Origin of the sequence: Gillisella vitis (assembly GCF_021559775.1) — a bacterium.
In the GTDB taxonomy this organism is placed as follows: domain Bacteria; phylum Pseudomonadota; class Alphaproteobacteria; order Rhizobiales; family Rhizobiaceae; genus Allorhizobium; species Allorhizobium ampelinum.
On the sequence record NZ_CP056049.1, the window covers coordinates 370,628 to 391,501 of the forward strand.

The 20,874-nt window shown below is 57.2% G+C and carries 19 protein-coding genes, 1 pseudogene and 1 riboswitch; of the genes and pseudogenes, 9 read left to right on the top strand and 11 right to left on the bottom strand.

The genetic code is table 11. The features are described 5' to 3' along the window. Window positions 1-26: 26 nt before the first annotated feature. Both nrdI and nrdH read right to left on the bottom strand, forming a co-directional pair. Entirely contained in the window at window positions 27-443 is a 417-nt protein-coding gene (gene nrdI, locus AVCG78_RS23735; protein WP_071203428.1) for a class Ib ribonucleoside-diphosphate reductase assembly flavoprotein NrdI, read from the bottom strand. A gap of 10 nt (window positions 444-453) precedes the next feature. Next, window positions 454-675: a glutaredoxin-like protein NrdH gene (gene nrdH, locus AVCG78_RS23740; RefSeq protein ID WP_070148374.1), complete on the bottom strand. Its 222-nt coding sequence runs from the start codon at window positions 673-675 to the stop codon at window positions 454-456. A gap of 263 nt (window positions 676-938) precedes the next feature. Continuing rightward, window positions 939-1,166, bottom strand: a riboswitch (cobalamin riboswitch). Window positions 1,167-1,233: 67 nt separating this feature from the next. On the opposite strand from nrdH, the pseudogene AVCG78_RS23745 reads away from it, so the two are divergent. The 3 genes and pseudogenes from AVCG78_RS23745 to AVCG78_RS23755 all read left to right on the top strand — a co-directional run. After that, window positions 1,234-1,469 (top strand): annotated as a pseudogene (locus AVCG78_RS23745) (LysR family transcriptional regulator); the annotation flags it as partial. A 239-nt stretch (window positions 1,470-1,708) separates the two neighbouring features. After that, a complete protein-coding gene (locus AVCG78_RS23750) occupies window positions 1,709-2,698 on the top strand; it encodes an AraC family transcriptional regulator (protein WP_071203426.1) in 990 nt (329 codons plus the stop codon). 60 nt (window positions 2,699-2,758) lie between these two features. Beyond that, window positions 2,759-3,967 carry an MFS transporter gene (locus AVCG78_RS23755; RefSeq protein ID WP_071584809.1) on the top strand — a complete coding sequence of 403 codons (1,209 nt, stop codon included), beginning with the start codon at window positions 2,759-2,761 and terminating at the stop codon, window positions 3,965-3,967. 169 nt (window positions 3,968-4,136) lie between these two features. Here AVCG78_RS23755 and AVCG78_RS23760 read toward each other — a convergent pair whose 3' ends face one another. Both AVCG78_RS23760 and AVCG78_RS23765 read right to left on the bottom strand, forming a co-directional pair. Continuing rightward, a complete protein-coding gene (locus AVCG78_RS23760; RefSeq protein WP_071203424.1) occupies window positions 4,137-4,547 on the bottom strand; it encodes a hypothetical protein in 411 nt (136 codons plus the stop codon). 512 nt (window positions 4,548-5,059) lie between these two features. Then, window positions 5,060-6,103: a LacI family DNA-binding transcriptional regulator gene (locus AVCG78_RS23765; RefSeq protein ID WP_071203423.1), complete on the bottom strand. Its 1,044-nt coding sequence runs from the start codon at window positions 6,101-6,103 to the stop codon at window positions 5,060-5,062. 236 nt (window positions 6,104-6,339) lie between these two features. Here AVCG78_RS23765 and AVCG78_RS23770 point away from each other — a divergent pair, with 236 nt between their 5' ends. The 5 genes from AVCG78_RS23770 (at window position 6,340) to AVCG78_RS23790 (ending at window position 11,974) form a co-directional block, all read left to right on the top strand. Continuing rightward, window positions 6,340-7,386, top strand: a complete 1,047-nt coding sequence (locus tag AVCG78_RS23770; protein ID WP_071203422.1) for an ABC transporter substrate-binding protein — start codon at window positions 6,340-6,342, stop codon at window positions 7,384-7,386. 71 nt (window positions 7,387-7,457) lie between these two features. Continuing rightward, complete coding sequence (locus AVCG78_RS23775; protein WP_071203421.1) at window positions 7,458-8,276, top strand: ATP-binding cassette domain-containing protein; 819 nt, start codon at window positions 7,458-7,460, stop codon at window positions 8,274-8,276. Next, window positions 8,273-9,535, top strand: a complete 1,263-nt coding sequence (locus AVCG78_RS23780) for a sugar ABC transporter permease (protein WP_071584807.1) — start codon at window positions 8,273-8,275, stop codon at window positions 9,533-9,535. The genes AVCG78_RS23775 and AVCG78_RS23780 overlap by 4 nt, the downstream gene beginning before the upstream one ends. A 25-nt stretch (window positions 9,536-9,560) precedes the next feature. Then, on the top strand, window positions 9,561-10,289 hold the full coding sequence (locus tag AVCG78_RS23785; protein WP_071203419.1) for an SDR family oxidoreductase: 729 nt from the start codon (window positions 9,561-9,563) through the stop codon (window positions 10,287-10,289). A gap of 50 nt (window positions 10,290-10,339) precedes the next feature. After that, a complete protein-coding gene (locus AVCG78_RS23790) occupies window positions 10,340-11,974 on the top strand; it encodes an FGGY-family carbohydrate kinase (protein WP_071203418.1) in 1,635 nt (544 codons plus the stop codon). An 89-nt stretch (window positions 11,975-12,063) separates the two neighbouring features. Here the strand turns inward: AVCG78_RS23790 and AVCG78_RS23795 are convergent, their stop codons facing one another. Both AVCG78_RS23795 and AVCG78_RS23800 read right to left on the bottom strand, forming a co-directional pair. After that, the gene (locus AVCG78_RS23795) at window positions 12,064-13,170 is read right to left on the bottom strand and encodes a Fic family protein (protein ID WP_071203417.1); all 1,107 of its coding nucleotides are present in this window, start codon (window positions 13,168-13,170) and stop codon (window positions 12,064-12,066) included. 406 nt (window positions 13,171-13,576) lie between these two features. Next, a complete protein-coding gene (locus AVCG78_RS23800; RefSeq protein ID WP_071203416.1) occupies window positions 13,577-14,491 on the bottom strand; it encodes an NADP-dependent oxidoreductase in 915 nt (304 codons plus the stop codon). A 112-nt stretch (window positions 14,492-14,603) separates the two neighbouring features. Between AVCG78_RS23800 and AVCG78_RS23805 the strand changes: the two genes are divergently transcribed. Next, window positions 14,604-15,380 (top strand): AraC family transcriptional regulator, encoded by a 777-nt coding sequence (locus AVCG78_RS23805; protein WP_071203563.1) that lies wholly within the window; start codon window positions 14,604-14,606, stop codon window positions 15,378-15,380. 76 nt (window positions 15,381-15,456) lie between these two features. Here AVCG78_RS23805 and AVCG78_RS23810 read toward each other — a convergent pair whose 3' ends face one another. From AVCG78_RS23810 to AVCG78_RS23830, 5 genes are all read right to left on the bottom strand, one after another. Then, window positions 15,457-16,356 (bottom strand): ribokinase, encoded by a 900-nt coding sequence (locus AVCG78_RS23810; RefSeq protein WP_071203415.1) that lies wholly within the window; start codon window positions 16,354-16,356, stop codon window positions 15,457-15,459. Next, window positions 16,353-17,228 (bottom strand): MurR/RpiR family transcriptional regulator, encoded by an 876-nt coding sequence (locus AVCG78_RS23815; RefSeq protein WP_015918471.1) that lies wholly within the window; start codon window positions 17,226-17,228, stop codon window positions 16,353-16,355. Before AVCG78_RS23815 ends, AVCG78_RS23810 begins: the two co-directional genes overlap by 4 nt. Beyond that, entirely contained in the window at window positions 17,225-18,202 is a 978-nt protein-coding gene (locus AVCG78_RS23820) for an ABC transporter permease (protein ID WP_015918470.1), read from the bottom strand. Before AVCG78_RS23820 ends, AVCG78_RS23815 begins: the two co-directional genes overlap by 4 nt. A gap of 19 nt (window positions 18,203-18,221) precedes the next feature. Continuing rightward, window positions 18,222-19,742: a sugar ABC transporter ATP-binding protein gene (locus AVCG78_RS23825; RefSeq protein ID WP_071203414.1), complete on the bottom strand. Its 1,521-nt coding sequence runs from the start codon at window positions 19,740-19,742 to the stop codon at window positions 18,222-18,224. A gap of 64 nt (window positions 19,743-19,806) precedes the next feature. Further along, complete coding sequence (locus tag AVCG78_RS23830) at window positions 19,807-20,871, bottom strand: sugar ABC transporter substrate-binding protein (protein WP_071203561.1); 1,065 nt, start codon at window positions 20,869-20,871, stop codon at window positions 19,807-19,809. Window positions 20,872-20,874: the final 3 nt, after the last annotated feature.

A 20,874-nucleotide genomic window follows, 5' to 3' on the forward strand; every position in this document is an offset into this window, starting at 1 on the left:
ATAATCCAGCGCCTGTTCGTCCGCCTTCAAAGGGCGCTCGAAAGTTGTGACGTCCAAAATCGTTCCATCCCATATTTGACATTGGCGACATCCTCGTCCGTGCCGAGCAATTCGAACCTGTAAAGGTACGGCACTCGACATTTCTGTGAGATCACATCGCCGGCGAGACAGAACGTCTCGCCGAAATTAGTATTGCCCGCGGCGATCACGCCCCGGAGATGAGAGCGGTTGTCCGCATCGTTGAGGAAGCGGATGACCTGTTTTGGAACGGCTCCTTTGCCATCGTCACCCGAATAGGTTGGCACGATCAGAACGTAAGGTTCATTGATCGACGGATTGCCGCTCCTTGGGCTGACGGGGATACGAGACGCACGCAAGCCAAGCTTGCCGACAAAGCGATGGGTGTTTTCCGATCTGCTGGAAAAATAGACAATCAGCCCCATCGCCAGACCCTCATGCCAGCGCGTTGATCATGTCGGGACGAAAACCCGCCCAATGGGTATCGCCAGCGATGACGACGGGAACCTGCCGATAGCCAAGACCTTGAACCTTGGCATAGGCGTCCTCATCGACGGAAATGTCGATGATGCGGTAGTCGAGACCCTGGCGATCGAGCGCGCGGGTGGTTGCGTTGCACTGGACACAGGCAGGTTTGCTGTAAACGGTGATGGTCATCATATCCTCGTTGGGTTTTGATTTCTGGCCGCAGAAAGGCCTCCGAAGACGCCGTTGCCGACGCTCGTTTCTGGACATTGAGTGGGAGAATGACAGGAGCTCAGACGCTCTTCAGCGACCGTCTTCGTTTAAATGCCGGACCGTTACAGGAAAAATCACGCATGCCTTCACCCCGAAGTGTTTTGACGGATTGTCGGCAAGGAAACGCGGACAAGCGACATCATATCGCTTGCCGTCACGCGACCTTCCGGGCACCCCGCCCGTGGACGTTTTCGTTTGAGGCAGGTCTCCTGGCTCGCGGGTCGTTACATCCATCCTTGCCTTCCCGAAGCATGATGCTTCAGTGGCTTTCACTGGACAGATGCTCGCCGCTTACAGTTGCGGGGGCAGCTTCGGAATTACCCGACCATCTCTGGTCCGGCGCACCGTATTCCCGTCTTAGCTTTCGATTCGTAATGAGAATCGAAAGAACCTCGAACACTAAATATGGTATACGAGGCTGAAATTTCGTCAACAACTATACCGCCGAACGGATAGCTCTCCCCAGGAAAAATGCAGTCGCTTTTCAACCGCACGACACGATCGTTGACACTCATGGCCGAAGGACGCGATCTGCATGACCGTGCGCTTCAGTTGTCGTGCGATGCCGAAGAAATCGAACAGGTGCGAAAGCCGGACGGGCAGAGCCGTCTGGCACCTTGCAAATTGCGGCGTCGCTGCCGAGCGGTTTGCACGTAATCGCGCCAACACTGCCGCGGTTTCGCGAACTGCATCCCAAAGTGACGATTGATCTGCTTTAGAGAGGCCGGGCGTCTATTCATTCGCGAACGGAAGGTCTTGAAAAGATATAAACTATCGAGGGGCGGATACCCTTCGTCTATCGGACTGGGTCTGTCGGACTTGGCCTATTGGACTTGTGGGCCTCAATCCATTGGCTGACTGGAATGAGAGAGGGTGCTACAGTCGGAGATCACACTCGAATTCATAAAACTTCGTACTTGCGCGCCAGACGTTTGATGCCTAAAATTGGGTAATGTCTGATCATTCGTCTCAACGGTTGTCGCCGTCAAATATCCCAATGGATGCGCTAAGTGAAGTTCTACAGGACTTTCGCTTGAGTGGGGTCAATTATGGGCGCTGTGAACTGCGACATCCGTGGAGCATCGCCCTGCCGCATCAACAGCTGCTTCGGTTTCACTTTATCAGCAAAGGTCCATGCTGGATTCATACCGAAGCCCAAGGGTGGCAGGAATTGCATGATGGGGATCTGGTGCTACTGCCGCAAGGTATCGCACATCGATTGGCAAGCGCGCCGGATGTTGAAGGCGACTCGCTCAAGAGCTGTCAGATAAAAAGGTTGAGCAGCAAGGTTTGCGAACTGGTGCGGGAAGGAACCGGGGCGACCAGCACCCTTTTTTGCGGTTCCATGGCTTTGAGCGCATATGCCCTTGATCCTTTGATCGCTTTGATGCCGCCAATCATCAAGGGCTGCGATGTCGCTGGCAATGACCCGGTTATTGGCCCCCTGCTGGCGGCTATGACGGCAGAGGCTTCGCAGCCTCAGATGGGCAGCGCGACGATCCTGTCGCGTATGGCTGACTTGCTCGTTGCGCGGCTTATCCGCTGTTGGGTCAATTGCAGTGGAGCCGCAACCACCGGCTGGCTCGCCGCCATCCGCGACCCTCATCTTGGTCGTGTATTGGCCGCCATGCACCGCGATCCGGGCCATAACTGGACGCTTGAAAGCCTTGCCGGTGTCGCGGGCCAATCGCGCTCGATCTTTGCCGAACGCTTCAGCGCTATTTTAGGAGAAGGCGCGGCACGCTATCTCGCCCGCCTGCGCATGCAGCTTGCCCGTGAGTTGTTGGGGCAAGGTGGCATGTCGGTTGCCGAGGTTGCATCTCGCCTGGGCTATGAATCCGAGGCGTCTTTCGCCCGCGCTTTCAAACGTATTACCACGGTCTCCCCGGGCGTTGTGCGCCGCACAGTTTCCGGACGAACGGACATGGTTTTCGGATTTTAAGCTACATATAATCCCAAATCTTTCGTCTATGAAGTGCTTCTGGATTCAGGAGATACGTCAATGACGGACAGAACATCACAATTTAACAGCGCGGATATAGACCTCGATACCGCTGAGCCGGTTGCGTGGAGCCCTGCCACCTGGTTTGCCGTCCTTTCGATGGCGGCCACCAGTTTTGCACTGGTGTCGGCTGAGTTCCTGCCAGCAGGCTTGCTGACGCCAATGGCCCGTGATCTTGGGATCAGCGAGGGAACAGCCGGACAGGTCGTGACTGCCACGGCTTTCGTGGGGGCCATCACGGCCCTATTGAGCAATGTCCTGATCGGCAGATTAAACCGCAAGACAGTGTTGGTCGGCCTTAGTGCGTTGGCAATCGGCTCCAATATTCTTGCAGCGGTGGCGACGGACTTTTGGCTATTGATGCTCGGTCGAGCAGGCCTCGGCATTGCCCTCAGCGGCTTCTGGGCGCTTTCGGTTGCCGTCGTCGCCAGGTTGGTTGGGACCAATGCAACAGGACGGGGCATGGCGATCGTCACGCTCGGCGTCTCACTCGCAACGATAGCCGCGCCATCGATAGGCGCTTTGATCAGCGATTGGCTGGGCTGGCGCAGCGCCATGTCGATGACGGCGGGACTTGCTGCAATTGCCATGTTGCTACAGGTAATCTGCTTGCCGACGCTGCCTGCAAGCACAAGCAACAGTCTCTCTGATGTTTTCCGGCTGACGCGGCGGCGTGGCGTTCAACTTGGAATGTTGGCCATCCTTTTGTTGATGACGGGACATTTTGCCGGCTCGGTTTATGTCCGTCCTTTCCTTGAACAGGTGACCCTGCTTGAAACCGGACCGATTGCCCTGGCACTTCTCGGGTTTGGCGTTGCCTCGGTGATCGGTAACGTTGCGGGTGGCCGGATGGCGGACGCCAGTATTCATATGGCACTCGCTGTCACCGCCGCGCTGATGGCATCTGCGGCGCTCGCCTTGGTGCTTTGGGGCAGTTATGTCGGCGTTGCCTTCAGCCTTGTGACGCTTTGGGGCTTTGCCTTCGGCATGGCACCCGTGGTGCTGCCGACCAACCTATCGCGCAGCGCACCTGACGCCCTGGAGGCAGCGGGCAGCCTGATGGTCGTTTCTTTCCAGGTCGCGATCACGATTGGCGCGGTTGTCGGCGGCTATGTCGTCGATCATTATGGCGCTGCGGGACCCTTGACCCTGACCGCCGCCCTGGCCGCATTGACTGTCGTCCTGGCGCTGACGCAACCGCGCACCTGATCTTCGCTTTCGGGTCAGCCGCCGTTTCCACTTTGAGCCTCGACGTGAACATGAACAACCAGTTGATGCTCCACGACGAGATCAGCGAAGCTGCTGCCCCCTTATGGGGGCAGTCGTCAAAACGCCAGACAGCATGAACGTCAAGATATCTGAGCAACTGTGATAGTCGTCAGATGGCTGAATCGATAATTTTGCAGATGCCTGTACGCACAACGTCCTTGCTGGTGAGTTGACCGGGCTGGATATCAAAGACAGCATCGACCCTGACGCCTGCCCCTTTCTGACGCGCGACAACCCGCAGGGTCTGAATCCGGCCACTCCCACTGGTTTCCTGGAAAGCGTCAATAGACGACAATTCCTTGTTGACCTTTATGCCGGAAAAGCCTTCCGCCGCCACGGCCTGAGCCAGCTTTTTCAGAACAACCGCGGAATTGGCTGTGGGGTATTCCTGCCACGAGCGATAGCTTAATGCGGTGACCATGGGGACGCCGCTCACTTTGAAATTATTCTCGCACGATGCCGCTTGCGCAAGTGCCGTGGCGTTAAAAAGCAAGGCTGCGGCAATGATCGTAACTTTCATTTTTTCTCCTCGCGGCGGACCGTAATCGACCTAACGCATATTCGTTTTGATATTGAAGAAAGGCCGTTAATGCCCCCAGTTAGGCATGCAATCAACGCAAACGGCCCGCCAAACCATGGGTAGGGCGAGCGCGTTGTTCAGTACGAATAATTCAGGGCCACTGACCGCTGACCAGGCATCCGATTGCTTCCCAACCACTGTATTCATACCATGAATAATTGGGGTCGTGGCACCCTTGCGCAAAGCTGGCTGTCTGAACCATGGCAGGTTTTGCTGAATGCTGAGCCTCTGATGGTGAAGCGAGACGCGGAATTGAGGCCGAGGCGCTTGATATCGCGAATGCCATGCCAATTGCAGCAATCAATCCGATTTTGAGTGTTCTCATCGCTAGATCCTTTCGCTCTGCCCCAGCCCGGCGTGACTTCAGCGGCATAGGCGGCGTAAGGTCAACTCGTACAGGTGTGCTAGTGTGGCAGATCGAGCGGTATCCGGGCAGTCGGTCAGTTCAGAGTTTAAGGGGTGATTTCCGCCTGCGAATTTGCTTGCCCAGCGAATAACGGCGGCACCTCAATGAATGTAGTCTGTGATATTCCTGTATCGATAATCTCAAAAACCGCCTTGAGCATGCCATCGACATCCTGACGCACCATTTCGATGTCGCCACCCAAAAGCGCCACAAAGGGATCCCAGTCGAAACAGCCTATCGCTGGTAGCCGATCCGCGACATAGCCGGAGGTCTTGAGCCACTGCATGACGCCTTCCAAAGATATGGTGGAGTTTACAAACATTCCGCCCGGAATTTCGCCTTCAACCATCGCCAGTGTTTGCAAAGCTTTTTCTGCTTTTTCCGGGGCGTATCCGCAGGTGAGTATGTGGCGTTCATCGATCGGAACGCCCATATCCTGATGGGCTGCCCGAAAACCGCGCACCCGCTCCAAGGTGTTGTGATCAGTGGCGCGCCCGCCAACGAACAGCAGGGGAGCGGCCTTGCCGGTCTTGCTGTGGGAATTTTTTAGAATACGACGGGTCAATTCCCGCGCCCCTGCAAAATTATCCGAAATAACGGAAGGTGCTGCTGTTCCCGGCAGGTCGAGATTAATGCTGCGCGCGCCGGCAGACGTGCATATTTCGGTGATCCGGTCAGGGTTGGTTGCTCCGGTCGAAACCAGCCATTCCACTTGATAGGACAGCAGAGTACGTGCGGCCTCTACTTCAAGCTCCGGGTCACGTCGCGTGCAGGTGATAATCGGGAAAAGGCCGCGCGAGCGCGCCATGTCCTCGAAGGTCTCTACGATCGAGCCAAAATAACGGTTGTCATACTTAGGGACGATCATGCCGATGATCTGGGATTTTTCCCGGCGCAGCAGGCTGGCCTGCATGTTCAGCGCATAGCCTTGCTCCTCAGCGATCCGTCTGATTTTTTCCGCCAGTTGGGCGCTGATCCGGCGCTTTTTCCAATTGCCGTTCAAAACAGCACTCACAGCGCTGGCGGATGTGCCCGCAAGCTCGGCCAGATCATAGATCGTCGTCTTCTTGGCAGTTTTTTTCTGATTCACAAGCGCCTCCCGTTGAAACCCAACTTGACATCAAAGTCAGAAGATGGCAATTCTTGCGTCATCGATTGAGCATCGTTGCTCAATCGATGAAGTTGGTTGGCTTTGGAGGGTTGACCGGGAGGCGTTCAAGCAATTCAGGATTGTTGTCGCATCATCGTGCGCTCTTTGTGCCGTGATGACGGTCTTCATCGGCACGCGTCTCTCGATACTGGTTTTGGGTTCTAGAGGAGGAAGCTATGAAATTTCATTCCATGATGATGGTGTCGGTTGCTGCCGCTGCCATGTTTGCAGGCTCTGCCTTGGCGCAGGAGAAGGCAACGGTTGCGTTTCTGATGCCCGATCAGGCATCGACACGCTATGAAAACCACGATTTTCCGGGCTTCAAGGCAGAAATGGCCAAGCTGTGCGCCGGATGCACGGTGATTTACCAAAACGCCAATGGCGATACCGCACTTCAGCAACAGCAATTCAACTCGGTGATTGCGCAAGGCGCAAAGGCGATTGTGCTGGACCCGGTGGATTCGTCCGCTGCCGCAGCACTGGTGGAGCTGGCGCAGTCGCAGGATGTGAAGGTGATTGCCTATGACCGTCCTATTCCAAAGAAAGCAGCAGATTATTACGTGTCCTTCGACAACGCTGGCATTGGCGAGGCTATTGCCAAGTCTTTGGTGGAGCACCTGAAGGCCAAGGGCGTACCACAAGGTTCTGGCATTCTTCAAATTAACGGTTCGCCCACCGATGCCGCCGCTGGTCTGATCCGCGATGGTGTTCATAAAGGCCTGAAGGATTCCGGCTACAAGACCTTGGCAGAATTTGACACACCAGAATGGGCACCACCAAAGGCGCAGGAATGGGCGGCTGGCCAAATCACCCGTTTTGGCGCAGACATCAAGGGCGTTGTTGCCGCCAATGACGGCACAGGCGGCGGTGCGATTGCGGCCTTCAAGGCGGCTGGCGTTAATCCGGTGCCACCCGTTACCGGCAATGATGCGACCATTGCAGCACTTCAGCTGATCATTTCCGGCGATCAGTACAACACGATTTCCAAGCCATCGGAAATTGTTGCGGCGGCGGCGGCCAAAGTCACCGTTCAGTTTCTGAAGGGCGAAAAGCCGGAAGCCAAGACCACGCTGTACGACACACCCTCGCAGCTGTTCATTCCGGCTGTGGTGACGGCAGAAAACATCAAGGCTGAAATCTTCGACAAGAAGATTCAGACGCCTGCCGAAGTCTGCACGGGTGAATATGCCGCTGGCTGCAAAAAGCTGGGCATCACCCAGTAATTGTTCTGATCTGTGTTCGGTCCGGCACGGCCGGATCGGACATGCCTCGAACCTGAAAAGAGCGTTTCGCCATGGTGCAAAATGACCAAGCGGCCCCGAAAACGGGTGGCCCTATTCTGAAATTGCGCAATATTTCCAAGAATTTTGGTGCCGTGTCGGCGCTAACGGATATTGATCTGGAAGTGTGGCCCGGCGAAGTGGTGGCCCTTGTGGGCGATAACGGCGCTGGCAAATCCACCTTGATCAAGGTGCTGGCAGGCGTACACCAGCCCACCTCCGGCACCATCGAATTTTGCGGCGAAAACGTTTCGCTCGATAGCCCCAGCCGGGCGCTGGAACTGGGCATTGCCACGGTGTTTCAAGACCTCGCCCTATGCGAAAATCTGGATGTGGTGGCCAATCTCTTCCTTGGTCACGAGCTTGCGCCGTGGAACCTCGATGAAGTGGCCATGGAAGTGCGCGCATGGACGCTTTTGAAAGAGCTGGCAGCGCGGATTCCATCGGTGCGCGAGCCGATTGCCTCGCTCTCCGGCGGTCAACGCCAGACGGTTGCCATTGCCCGCTCGCTGCTTTTGGACCCGAAAATCATCATGTTGGATGAGCCGACGGCAGCCCTTGGCGTGGCCCAGACTGCCGAAGTTTTGAACCTGATTGAGCGGGTGCGCGAACGCGGGCTGGGCGTCATCATCATCAGCCACAATATGGAAGATGTGCGCGCCGTGGCCGATCGCATTGTGGTGCTGCGTCTGGGCAAAAACAACGGCGTGTTTACCCCGGATGCTTCCAACCAGGAGCTGGTTGCCTCCATCACCGGGGCCACGGAAAATTCCGTCTCACGTCGCCTGACCCGCAAGACAAATAGCCAAGAAACCAGCGGGAGACCCGCATGAGCAACAATATGTCGAACCCTGAAACCAAGTCCTCCCAAGCCTTGGACCGCAGCGATGAGCGCGTCACCCACGATGATGGTGTGCTGGCCATGCTGCGCAGTTTTATCAATCGGATCAAATCGGGCGATCTGGGCATGTTGCCAGTCGCCATTGGGCTGATTGTGATTTCCACCGTGTTCAGCATTCTCAATCCGGTTTTTCTGGCACCCAACAATCTGGTCAATCTGCTGTTTGATTGCGCAACGGTGGGCATCATTTCGCTGGGCATTGTCTGCGTGCTGCTGCTGGGTGAGATTGATCTCTCGGTTGGCTCCATGAGCGGTTTGGCTTCGGCTGTCATTGGCGTGTTGTGGGTTAATTCCGGCCTTCCGGTGGTTGTTGCGATTTTTGCAGCGCTGGTCACAGGTGCCGCCGTGGGGGCGCTTTACGCGGTGATGTACAATCGCATGGGCATGCCAAGCTTTGTCGCCACGCTGTCTGGCCTGCTGGCCTTGCTGGGCATGCAGCTCTACATTCTCGGCCCAACGGGCAGTATCAATCTGCCCTATGCCTCACCTCTGGTGCGGTTTGGCCAGATTTTGGTAATGCCGCATTGGCTCTCCTTCACGCTGGCTTTGGTGCCTGGTATTGTGATGGTTGTGTTTGGCTTAGGCGTGCGCAAGCGCCGCCAAGCGGTCAACCTGTCCTCAAAGCCCTTGAGTGGGTTGTTGATCAAGGCTGCCATCCTCACGCTTGGCTTCGAATTTGCAGTCTACTATCTCAATCTCGGACGCGGCGTGCCTTGGATGTTTGCGCTGTTCGTGGCGCTGGTGGTGGTGGTCAATTACCTCCTGACCAAGACACAATGGGGCCGCTCGATGTTTGCCGTAGGTGGTAATCGCGAAGCCGCCCGCCGCGCTGGTATCAATGTCCGCCGCATTTACATGAGCGCCTTTATGCTGTGCTCCACTCTTGCAGCCCTTGGTGGCGTGTTGTCGGCATCGCGCCTTGCATCCTCCAGCCAGCAGGCAGGCACGGGGGACGTGAATTTGAACGCCATTGCCGCCGCCGTGATTGGTGGCACCAGCCTGTTTGGCGGGCGTGGCAGTGCCTATTCGGCGCTGCTCGGCATCATCGTCATTCAGGCGATTTCCAATGGTTTGACGCTTCTCAACCTCAGCTCGTCGCTGCGCTACATGATCACCGGGGCCGTTCTTGCCATTGCCGTGATTGTGGATTCGCTTGCGCGCCGCTCCCGTGTCAGCCACGGCCGCGCCTAACCTGTATTTCAAGGAGAATTGTATCATGACAGATATCATGAAGGGCAAAGTCGCCGCTATCACCGGCGCTGCATCGGGCATCGGTCTCGCTTGCGCCAAAATTCTGCTGGCGGAAGGCGCAACGGTGGTGTTGATCGACCGCGCCAAGGACAAGTTGGATACGCTTTGCGCAGAACTCGGTGAGCGCGCCAAGCCGCTGGTGGTGGATCTTTTGAATGGGCCAGAGGTTTCCGCCATGCTGCCCCGCATTCTGGAGGTCGCAGGCGGGCTTGATATTTTCCACGCCAACGCCGGAGCCTATATTGGCGGTGCCGTGGCAGAAGGCGACCCAGATGCGTGGGACCGGATGCTCAACCTCAATATCAACGCAGCCTTCCGCTCAGTTCATGCGGTATTGCCGCATTTGATTGCGCAAAAATCCGGCGATATCCTGTTTACCAGCTCGATTGCAGGCGTGGTGCCAGTGGTGTGGGAGCCGATTTATACGGCCTCGAAATTTGCCGTTCAGGCCTTTGTCCATTCCACCCGCAGACAGGTTTCGCAGCATGGCGTGCGCGTGGGTGCGGTGTTGCCCGGTCCAGTCGTCACCGCATTGCTGGATGATTGGCCAAAAGCCAAGATGGATGAAGCGCTGGCCAATGGCAGCCTGATGCAGCCGCAGGAAGTGGCCGAAGCCGTGCTGTTCATGCTGTCGCGGCCACGCAATGTCACCATCCGTGATCTGGTGATTGTGCCCAACAGCGTCGATCTTTGATCGACGCTCACCCTCATAATTGTCCCATCGATATTTGAAGAGCATTTGCCATGATCGAAGCACCTGACACCATCGCGACCGGGCTTGAGCGCTACATTATCGGCGTCGACGTCGGCACAGGCAGCGCCCGTGCCGGCCTGTTTGATCTGAGCGGTACGCTTGTAGCCGTTGCCAAACACGATATTGCGCTGTTTCGCGAGACAGGGGCAATTGCCGAGCAGTCCAGCACAGACATCTGGGATGCGGTCTGCACGGTTGTCCGGCAGGTTGCCGAAGGTGTGGACGATCCAGCTCATGTCATCGGCCTAGGCTTTGATGCCACCTGCTCGCTGGTGGTGCTGGGTGAAGGTGGAAAGCCATTGCCCGTTGGCTCGTCAGAGCTTGCTGAGCGGGACATTATCGTCTGGATGGATCAACGTGCTGTGACGCAAGCGGAGAAAATCAACGCTATTGGCCATGATGTGCTGCGCTATGTCGGCGGCAAGATTTCGCCGGAGATGGAAACGCCCAAGCTTCTCTGGCTGAAGGAAAACCGCCCGGAGACCTTCAAAAGCGCTTGGCAGTTTTTCGACCTTGCCGATTTTCTCACCTGGAAGGCAACGGGCGATCTTGCGCGCTCCACCTGTACCGTGACCTGCAAATGGACCTATCTGGCCCATGAACAGCGTTGGGACCCAAGCTATTTCCATACCATCGGGCTGGAAGAGCTTGCCGATGAAGGTTTTGCCCGGATCGGCCAACGCATTGTGGAGCCCGGAACGCCGCTGGGGCAGGGGCTGACAGAAGCGGCGGCTGCCGCGATGGGCCTAAAAGCCGGAACTGCGGTTGCCGCAGGCATGATTGATGCTCACGCGGGCGGCATTGGCACGGTGGGTATTGGCTCAGGGCCAAAGGACAATATGGCCTATGTGTTTGGCACATCCTCTTGCACCATGACCTCAACGGAGGAGCCTGTGTTTGTCCCCGGTGTCTGGGGGCCATATTATTCTGCCATGGTGCCCGGCATGTGGCTCAATGAGGGCGGGCAGAGTGCAGCCGGTGCGGCCATTGACCAACTGCTGGCCTTTCACCCGGCAGCACCAGAGACCGCCGCAAAGGCGCGCAAACAGGGTATTGCCCTGCCGGTTCTGTTGGCGCAGGCGGCAGCGGCCAAGGTCAGCGCCCTGCCCGATGTCGTGCATTTGGCAAAAGGTCTGCACATCGTACCAGAATTCCTCGGCAACCGCGCGCCTTTTGCCGATCCCCACGCACGTGCCATCATTGCTGGTCTGGGCATGGATCGGGATTTTGATAGTCTGGTTGCGCTCTATATCGCGGGCCTGTGCGGCATTGGTTATGGCCTGCGGCAAATCATCGAGACACAGGCCGCATCGGGCGCCTTTATTGAGCGAGTTGTGATCAGCGGTGGTGCTGGCGAGAGCGATCTGGTGAGGCAGGTGTTGGCCGATGCTTGCGGCAAGCCCGTGGTGGCTGCGGGTCTGGATGAGCCGGTGTTGCTGGGATCCGCGATTCTGGGTGCCGTGGCGGGAAAGGCCTTTTCAGGTGTCAGCCAGGCAATGGAAGCCTTGAGCGGCGTAACAAAGACCTATCATCCGCAGGTCGGCGCTTTGGCCAATATCCACAAACGCAGATACAGCCATTTCACAACGCTACAGCAACAGGGTAGAGCGTTACGCGACGTGTAAATGCGCTCAATATCCTTGGGGCTCTCCGACACCTGGACGAAACGACGAGCAGATAATCCGATCGAAATGTTGGCCTCTTGAAATGCTGGTCAGCTTTGGAGTCTTAGGGTGTATCGCGTGTGTCGCCGCTCTCCGGTGCGCGTGAATGCACCGATCTCGACAAGGTGCTGGAGGTCACGCGTTGCTGTCGCACGCGATGTGGACGTGATTGAAATGTAATTTTCCGCGCTCAACCCGCCTTTAAAACCAGCAATACCCTCTCGAAAAATACGGGCGATGACTTTTTCCTGGCGTTCATTAAGCCGGTCCCGAAACCGATCGTAGAATTTTGCCTTTTGAATGAAGAAGGCAATACGATCAATCGTCGCCTGTTGGGCATCCAGGATTGTCTGCGAAAAATAGACAATCCATCCGGTGATATCGAGCTTTCGCTGATGGCGCTCAAGTTCGCAGTAATAGGCCTTTCGGTCACGCTCAATTGTAAAGGCAAGCGAAATCAGACTTGGTTGCCCAATGTTCTGTGCTAGCGATTTTTCAGCTAACGCGCGTCCAATTCTACCGTTACCGTCCTCAAAGGGATGGATGCTTTCGAAATAGAGGTGTCCGATGGCTGCGCGGATCAGCGCAGATAATGGAACTGACCCGCCTGGCCCCGATCGATTGAACCAGTCGATGAAAAGCGCCATTTCCGCAGCCACCTGGCGGGATGGCGGTGCCTCAAGATGGATTATAGGCTTGTCCAGGCGACCTGAGACGATCTGCATGGCATCATTGTGGCGACGGTAGGCGCCAACTGTTTCGATATATCGGGTTCCCGCCATCAGCATCGAGTGCCAACGGAAAAGGTCCTCATGCTGGAGTGGGCCGGACCAATTTTTATAGACGTCGGCCATCATCTCTGCGATCCCACGTTCTTGTGGTCGGACCGGACGATTGTCTGTATTGAGACCAAATTGTCGGCGCAGCGACGACTGTACGCTTGCTCGATCAAGGAACTCGCCTTCGATCTCCGACGTTTTGATGGCTTCGTCGCTCAGCAACTCAATCCGCAATTGGTTGCTGTCGTCGTCACTGAAATGCCTGACAGCACCGATAACCTCACCGGATGACTGGAGAAACCTTTGCTCCAAAGGGGCCATGTTCTCAATGTCATAGGAGAAGTTTGGCCAATCGGGCAGTTGCCAGTTCCATTGCATGAGTTATAGCCGCCTTTTCTATAACTCAAAATTATGCTGATTGGTGAGCTATTGCAAGTCATTCTATCGATCATCTGGGCTTGAAATCTGCTGTGTACCCTTTGTCAAAGATCCACTTTCATTACCGCTCGCCTACGACGCAAGGTCGACAGAATGGAATTCAAGCATTCCAAGACATGATCGTTCCTAACATCAGTCGGAACCGTAGACCCTTTCACACTCTCTTTCGTAGCTTTGTCCGGCGATCAAGAATGAGGTGATCGACTTTTTCGGAGCGCGCATGATCGGGATCGCTTTCGGCGGCGCTGGTCAGGATTAACTCACCCAGTTTTGCCTGAACGGCCTTGCCGTATGCGCAGTTGCCCTTATGGCCTGGATTGAAAGAGGTCGTTATAATTGGGCCACATCATGCGATTTGCAGGACGATTTTGCCACGAGTATGCCCGTCTTCGGAAAGTTCCAGCGCCTCCTTGACGCTCTCGAACGGAAGGACAGTGGCGACGTAAGGCTTCACCTTACCTGCTTCTATCAATTCCCGAATCTGCGTGAGTTGCTGCGAATTTGGCACGCACTGCACCCTGGCAACACCGACGCCATGCTGCTTGTCTTCGTCAGAAGGAAAGGCGACCGCCGTCACCAGGAAGCCATCCTGCCTCAGGGTGGTGAATGCTCGCTTGAATGTCTCGCCTCCAACCGTGTCAAAGACGACGTCCATGTCACGAACGATGTTTTCGAAAGGCTGCCTGGTGTAATCGACGAACTCGTCCGCGCCAAGATTGCGGACATACTCCTCGTTTCGAGCGGACGCCATCGCGGTGACATGCGCGCCTCGGGCCTTCGCAAGCTGAACTGCCAGGGAGCCGACGCCGCCAGAGCTGTTTGTGATGAACACGTGCTGGCCGGTCGAAAGTTTGGCAACGTCAAACATGGCCTGCCACGCGGTTAATGCTCCGAGCGGCGTAGCAGCCGTTTCGATAAAATCGAGGGTGGAGGGCTTGCGCGCGACATCCGTCGTTTTGGCGATCGCATACTGCGCGAAACCTCCCTGTTTGATAACGCCGTAGACGCCGTCGCCTCGATTGAATTCGGTGACGCCTGGTCCAAGTTTTTCGACAATGCCTGCAATCTCTCCGCCCAGATGGATTGGCAAGGTCATCCCCATTCGCTGGCCAGCGCCACTGCGAATCTTCCAATCCACAGGGTTGACGCCTGCCGCATGGACTTTAACCAGCACTTCGCCTGCTTTCGGCTCAGGATCTTTGACGTCGGCATATTTCAGCACGCTGTTGTCGCCATATTCGTTGATAATGATTGCTTTCATGTCTTTGCTCTCGGTTGTTGAGGTTTTGGTGTCGGCTCGACCATCGACAAGTCCTATGCTAGACGAACACCTTATCGATGTTCTGCCAATCTCCATCGCCGAGAGGCCAATCATGCCCAGACATCCGTTCACCTTTCAGCGGGGCTTCAAACAACGCGGCGAAGGCTTGCCAATCCATGCCCACGACGAGGCACAACTCACCTTTGCCGCATCTGGGATGGTGCAGGTTCACACTGAGGAAGGCCGGTGGCTGGTACCTTCACAGCTCGCAGTCTGGATTCCCGCTCGCGTTCCCCATCGCGTCGATGTCTTGACGGACGCCGAATTATGGATGGTCCATTGGGAGCCATCGGCGGCGCAGGAATGGGCGCCTCCGGTACCGCTCGATCAGACATTCGCTTTACGCGTGACCCCGCTCATGCAGTCTTTGCTCGAGGCGGCTTTCATGGCCGATGTCAGCCAAGAGAAGGGGGAACTCGTAGCCAAGCTCATGCTGCACGAACTGACGTCAACGGCCCACGCGCCAACATTCCTCCCCCTGCCGACAAGCACAATCGGGCTTCGGGTCGCAGACATGGCTCTCACCGATCATCAGAGCCTGATGAGCATCGATGAACTTGCATCGCGGGCCGCGACATCCGTGCGAACATTAAGCCGATTGTTTCCTTCGGAGACAGGGTTGACCTTCAAGGCCTGGCGACAACGGGCGCGGATCGTGCAGTCGATGGATCTACTCGCCAAGGGAAAGCCAATCGCCCGCGTGGCTGCCGACTTAGGATTTTCCAGTGCCGCTTCGTTCTCGCACGCTTTCCGGCAGGTCACGGCCATGACGCCAACCCAGTTTATGGGGGTGAAACCTTTAGCCTGGAGTCTGTCACGTTCAGATTGAACCAGACAGACTCTAAATTCTCTTGTTTTCGTTTGTGTTTTCGGAAAAATCGGTTTTCCCTTTTCCCTGACAAACTCTAAAGGCGTTCAGCCTCTGGTGTCGCAACCAGTTTTGCGGCTTCGATATTTGCCAGTGAAAGTGCGCCGCGCATCGATTTTCCCGTGGCGAGGGTTGCGGCCATCACGCCGATGAACATGTCGCCGGCTCCGTGCGTGCTTTCCACTTTCACCTTCACGGCAGGCAGGACAATTTCGTCTCCGCCTCGACTTGCGTAGGCGACACCCGCGCCGCCTGCGGTGACCACAACGTCCGGGAAGTTCGCCAACAGCCTCCTTGCCGCTTCCAATGCGCCATCGAGCGTTTCGACAACCGGGACGCCCGCCAGCATTTCAGCCTCGATGGCGTTGACGACGATGATGTCGATCAGGTTTTGAAGGTCGGCTGACAAGGCGCGCGCCGGTGCGGCATTGATCAGGACGCGGCCCCCAGCCTGCCGGACGACCCTTGCTGCGGCGACATTGGCGGCGTCGGGGATCTCGTTCTGCAAGACAAGAACCGTTGTCCGGCCCAGCAGATCGGCTGCGGCTGCGACATCCTGATCGCCAAGCGTCAGGTTGGCGCCGGACACAATAACGGCACCGTAATCGCCCTGCGCATCGAAAATTGCCACGCTCATGCCGGTGGCATGGCCGGTAGACGCCACGGCGTCGCGCCGCACGAAGCGATCATCAACCTGTCGGCGTTTAAGATTTTCCAACAGAAACCGTCCGAATTCGTCGTCGGCAACTGCGCCGATCATGAATGTCGAGACGCCAGCCTGTGCTGCCGAGACAGCCTGATTGCCACCCTTGCCGCCGCTTTTGGGGTGCCAGGACGTGCCTGCAACAGTTTCTCCCTGACGTGGCCGGTCTGGACCGAAGACCGCGATATCATAATGCAGGCTGCCGAAAACGGTGACGATAGGCGAGAATGTCATGGAAGGCGATCTCTACGTTTGGAGGTAACGGCGGACATGGTGCGGTCGAGATTGCGCTCGGCGGCCTGATAGTCGCGCTGGGCGACGGCAACGAAAATGGCGTCGAGAATATTGAGCTGCGCAATGCGCGCCGCGGCATTTTCCCCCATCAAAGGCGAGCCTTGTGCGGTGGAACACAAGACCACGTCGGCGGACTGGGCGAGCGCGGAGGAACCGTAATTGGTCACGGCAATGGTGCTGGCGCCGTTCTTGCGGGCAAGTTGCAGGGCCTCGATCACGGCAATCGTGTTGCCCGAATGCGAAAAGCCAATGGCGACATCGGTATCGGCAAGAAGGGCCGCCGACATCAGCATCATGTGTGAATCATCGAAGACGCTGGCGCGCACGCCAATTCTCAAAAACTTGTGGGCCACATCCCGGGCGATCTGCGCCGAGCCGCCGACGCCGTAGAAATCCCGGTTTCGAGCCTTATGAATCATGTCCGCCGCCTGGTCGAAGGCTGCCATGTCCAGAATGGCAAGCGTTTCCTCAAGGGCGTGGATCGAGGTGCGAAAGACTTTCTGGACGATTTCAAGCGAGGTATCGTCAACCGACAATTCCTGATGCATTTCGGTGGTCGGCTGGCGGTTATACTGGCTGACGGAAGAGCGGAAATCCCGGAAGCCGGAAAAACCGAGCTTCTTGGTGATCTTCACCACCATGGCTTCCGAAACCCCGGCATTTTCGGCGATCTGCTTCAGCGAGGTCTCCTCGCTGAAATCACGCATGCCGAAGACCGTATCCACGACCTTTGCTTCCAGCGGCGTCAGCATTGGCATCATCATGCGAATGCGCGGCCCCACCGCCTTCATGTCAAAGCCATCAGCGTTCATTCCCGTCCCCTTGTCGCGCGATCAATCATCATTGCGACGAGGATTATAAGGCCGGTGGCGAGCAGTTGATAGAAGGCCTGGACATTCATCAGCGTCAAACCATTGCGCATGGCACCCAGGATAATGGCGCCGAGAATGGTGCCGACAATACTGCCCTTGCCGCCCATCAGCGATGCACCGCCAATCGCCGCTGCTGCAATTGCATCCAGCTCCCAGAGATTGCCGAGAATGGGCTCGGCCGCGCCAAGACGGCCAATCAGGATAAGGGAGGCGAGTGCGGCGAGCCCGCCGGAAATCACATAGGCGGTAATCTTGGTACGGGCGATTGGAACGCCTGCCACGTAAGCGGCTTCCTCATTGCCGCCAACCGCCATCAGGTATTCGCCAATGGGCGTCTTCTTCAGCAGCACCCAGGCGGCGACCGAAACACCGGCAACGATCAACACCGGGATTGGCAGGCCGATCAGGGTTCCATTGAACAGCGCCCGAAAGCCGGGCGGAATGCCCAGCACCGGATTGCCACCGGTGAAGATCAGCGCGATGGCTCGGTAGGTGCTCAGTGTCCCCAGCGTCACGATGAAGGGTTGCAGGCCGATATAGGCGACAAGCACGCCATTAATAAAGCCGCATACCGCGCCGACACCAAGCCCGGCGAGGATCGCCAAAGGGATGGGCGTTCCACCCAGCAGCAGCGTCGCGGTCATCACGGCGGCAATGGCGGCGGTCGGCCCGACCGATAGATCGATGCCGCCTGAAATGATCACCAGCGTCATGCCCAGCGCCAGGCAGGCATTGATGCTGGATTGCTGGAGAATATTGGTCAGATTGCGCTCCGACAGGAAGCCGGGAACGAGCGCTGCAAATACCGCCATGATGACGATGAGGCCGATCAGCGTTCCGGCGTCACGCAACGAGACGGAAAACCGGCGAAAGGTCGGGACCGATTGGCTGGCGGCGGATGAAGAGGCGGTCATGGAGAAAGATCCTCTCTGTTTATGCAGGATGTGCGATGGCGGTAGCACCGGCACTCGCTCCTGGAATGGCATGGGCGAGAATGGCGCTTTCCGTCAGCTGTTCGCGCAAGATTTCAGCCGCGATCTGCCCTTCCCGCATCACCAGGACCCGGTCGGAGAGCCGGATGACTTCGGGAAGCTCGGAGGAAACGACGATGATCGAATGGCCTTCGCGGGCCAGGGCTTCGATCAATTGGTAGATCTCGGATTTTGCCCCGACATCGATGCCGCGTGTCGGCTCATCGAACAGCAGGATCTGCGATTTGGCCGCCAGCCAGCGGGCAATAATGGCCTTTTGCTGGTTGCCGCCGCTAAACAGGCGGATAGGGCGATCAAGCTGAAACGGCCGCAGGTTGACCCGCTTCAACAAATCCTGCGCGCTGGCGCGCAGTTTTCCGGTGCGGATCAGACCGGCAGCGGAAAAGCTGGGAAGCGAAGCCAGCGCCATGTTCAGACTGACCGGGCGCAAGGGGATAATGCCTTCGCGCTTGCGCTCCTCCGGCACAAGGCCGATACCTGCGGCAATTGCGTCACGGGGATTGCGCAGGCTGACACTCTTGCCATCGATGGTAATAGACCCCTCGCTCAGACGATCGACACCGGCGATCAGCCGCAGCAATTCCGTGCGCCCCGAGCCGACCAGCCCGGCAATGCCCAACACTTCACCCCTTTTCAGGGTGAAGGAGACATTTTTGATCTTGGTGGCTGAAGACAGGTTGCTGGCTTGCAGCCTGACCTGATCAGTTACGAAGGAATGATGGGTTTCCTGCATCAGTTCACGCCCGACCATCATGGCAATGACCTGTTTTTCCGATGTGGTTTTCATGTCAACGATGCCAACGAGCTTGCCATCTCGCATGACGCTGGCGCGCTGGCAGATACGGAAAACCTCGTCCATCTTATGCGAAACATAAATAATCGACACGCCGCTGGCCGAGAGATCGGCAATCACCTCAGCCAGCCGGTCGAACTCGCTCGGCGTCAAGCTGGAGGTCGGCTCATCCATGGCGATGACCTTGGCCTTGTCGAGCAGGGCGCGGCCGATCTCGACAATCTGCCGCTGCGCGACTTTCAGGCTGGAGATGGGCGCGGAAACGTCGATGCTGCGGTCGATCATCGACAGCGCTTCGGCGGCCCGCTGTTCCTGCTCCCGGCGCGAAACGAAAAGCCCGCCCATATGGGTCAGCGAATGGCCAAGAAACATGTTCTGGGCAACACTCAGATGCGGCACCTGTTGAAGTTCCTGATGGATCATCGCAATGCCAGCCTGTCTTGCATCCTGCGGCTTGCGAAACGCGACAGCTTCGCCATCGACGAAAACACTGCCGGAGGTTGGCCGGAAGACGCCGGACAGAATGCGCAGAAGCGTTGATTTTCCGGCGCCGTTTTCACCCAGCAGCCCGTGAATTTCTCCGGGAGCAACGTCAAAGCTCACATCCGTCAGCGCGTTGACGCCCGGAAAGCTCTTGGAGATTGTTTCAAATCCCAGTCTAGGCACCATCTCTTACCTCCTCCTGCAAGACACGCACTGCCAGCCCTGAAAGCTGGCAGTGCGTTAACCTCGATTATTTTGCAGCCTTGGCATCTTCCATCAGCACGGCGCGCACATCGACGCCCTTGCCTTGGTAGCGGGCGAGGTTGTCGGCGGTGATCAGCGCCTGAGGCGTGGCGACGACGCGCGGCAATTTCTGGCCGGCAACGAGCCGAAGGGCTGTTTCCATGGCCACTTCACCTGTTAGAACCGGAAAGCTATCGACGGTGCCGGTCAGTTCGCCTGCCTTGATCGAGGCGTAGGCGTCTGAAATACCGTCAGTGCCGAAGACAGCGACCTTGCCCGCAAGCCCTGCCGCCTTGACGGCTTCGACCACGCCCAATGCCATGCCGTCATTGTTGGCATAGAAGCCGATAAGATCGGGGTGTTGGTTGAGGATGTTGGTCGCGGCATCGTAGGAGGTCTGCCGGTCCCAATTGCCTGGAACGCTGGCGACGATCTTGAAACTGCCGTTTTCACCGATGGTGGATTTAAAGCCGTCGGTGCGTTGCACGGCGGCATAAACACCGGCCTGGCCCTCGATGATCGCCACCTTGCCACCCTGCGGACGGTTGGTGATGAACCATTTGGCGACGCGCACGCCGTTGTCGCGCTGAACATTGCCGACATAGTGCTCGGCCTGCGGGATCACGGCATCATTGACGTCAACGACCGGAATATTGGCGGCCTTGGCCTGTTCGATCACCGGTTGGAGATTGGAATCCGTCTGCGGCGACACCAGCAGAACGTTATAGCCTTGGGTGATCATCCCCTCAGCAATCGTCAACTGGCCAAGCTGGTCGCCTTCGCTTTGCGCCGCCTGATAGGCGACCGGAACGTTCTTGGCCTTGCCGAACGCGGCATAGCCCTCACCGAGCGACCGCCAGTATTCGTTGGTCAGTGTCTTTGAGACGGCGCCCGCCTTGGTGCCGTCGGGAAGCTTCGGAAAGGGGCCGAACTTTGCTTCCAGCTGCGACCAGTCCATGCGGTCTTTTTCAGTGTCGGAATTGAGTGGGGCAAGCTGCTGCGCAAAGGCTGCGCTGAACAGGAAGCTGGCAGCAAGGCCAGTGGCAAGCGTCAGTTTCATCATGGTCTTCATCGG

Coding starts and splice junctions, on each gene's coding strand:
- nrdI (WP_071203428.1), bottom strand. CDS start 443: ATGGGGCTGATTGTCTATTTTTCCAGCAGATCGGAAAACACCCATCGC.
- nrdH (WP_070148374.1), bottom strand. CDS start 675: ATGACCATCACCGTTTACAGCAAACCTGCCTGTGTCCAGTGCAACGCA.
- AVCG78_RS23750 (WP_071203426.1), top strand. CDS start 1,709: ATGTCTGATCATTCGTCTCAACGGTTGTCGCCGTCAAATATCCCAATG.
- AVCG78_RS23755 (WP_071584809.1), top strand. CDS start 2,759: ATGACGGACAGAACATCACAATTTAACAGCGCGGATATAGACCTCGAT.
- AVCG78_RS23760 (WP_071203424.1), bottom strand. CDS start 4,547: ATGAAAGTTACGATCATTGCCGCAGCCTTGCTTTTTAACGCCACGGCA.
- AVCG78_RS23770 (WP_071203422.1), top strand. CDS start 6,340: ATGAAATTTCATTCCATGATGATGGTGTCGGTTGCTGCCGCTGCCATG.
- AVCG78_RS23775 (WP_071203421.1), top strand. CDS start 7,458: ATGGTGCAAAATGACCAAGCGGCCCCGAAAACGGGTGGCCCTATTCTG.
- AVCG78_RS23780 (WP_071584807.1), top strand. CDS start 8,273: ATGAGCAACAATATGTCGAACCCTGAAACCAAGTCCTCCCAAGCCTTG.
- AVCG78_RS23785 (WP_071203419.1), top strand. CDS start 9,561: ATGACAGATATCATGAAGGGCAAAGTCGCCGCTATCACCGGCGCTGCA.
- AVCG78_RS23790 (WP_071203418.1), top strand. CDS start 10,340: ATGATCGAAGCACCTGACACCATCGCGACCGGGCTTGAGCGCTACATT.
- AVCG78_RS23795 (WP_071203417.1), bottom strand. CDS start 13,170: ATGCAATGGAACTGGCAACTGCCCGATTGGCCAAACTTCTCCTATGAC.
- AVCG78_RS23800 (WP_071203416.1), bottom strand. CDS start 14,491: ATGAAAGCAATCATTATCAACGAATATGGCGACAACAGCGTGCTGAAA.
- AVCG78_RS23805 (WP_071203563.1), top strand. CDS start 14,604: ATGCCCAGACATCCGTTCACCTTTCAGCGGGGCTTCAAACAACGCGGC.
- AVCG78_RS23810 (WP_071203415.1), bottom strand. CDS start 16,356: ATGACATTCTCGCCTATCGTCACCGTTTTCGGCAGCCTGCATTATGAT.
- AVCG78_RS23815 (WP_015918471.1), bottom strand. CDS start 17,228: ATGAACGCTGATGGCTTTGACATGAAGGCGGTGGGGCCGCGCATTCGC.
- AVCG78_RS23820 (WP_015918470.1), bottom strand. CDS start 18,202: ATGACCGCCTCTTCATCCGCCGCCAGCCAATCGGTCCCGACCTTTCGC.
- AVCG78_RS23825 (WP_071203414.1), bottom strand. CDS start 19,742: ATGGTGCCTAGACTGGGATTTGAAACAATCTCCAAGAGCTTTCCGGGC.
- AVCG78_RS23830 (WP_071203561.1), bottom strand. CDS start 20,871: ATGAAGACCATGATGAAACTGACGCTTGCCACTGGCCTTGCTGCCAGC.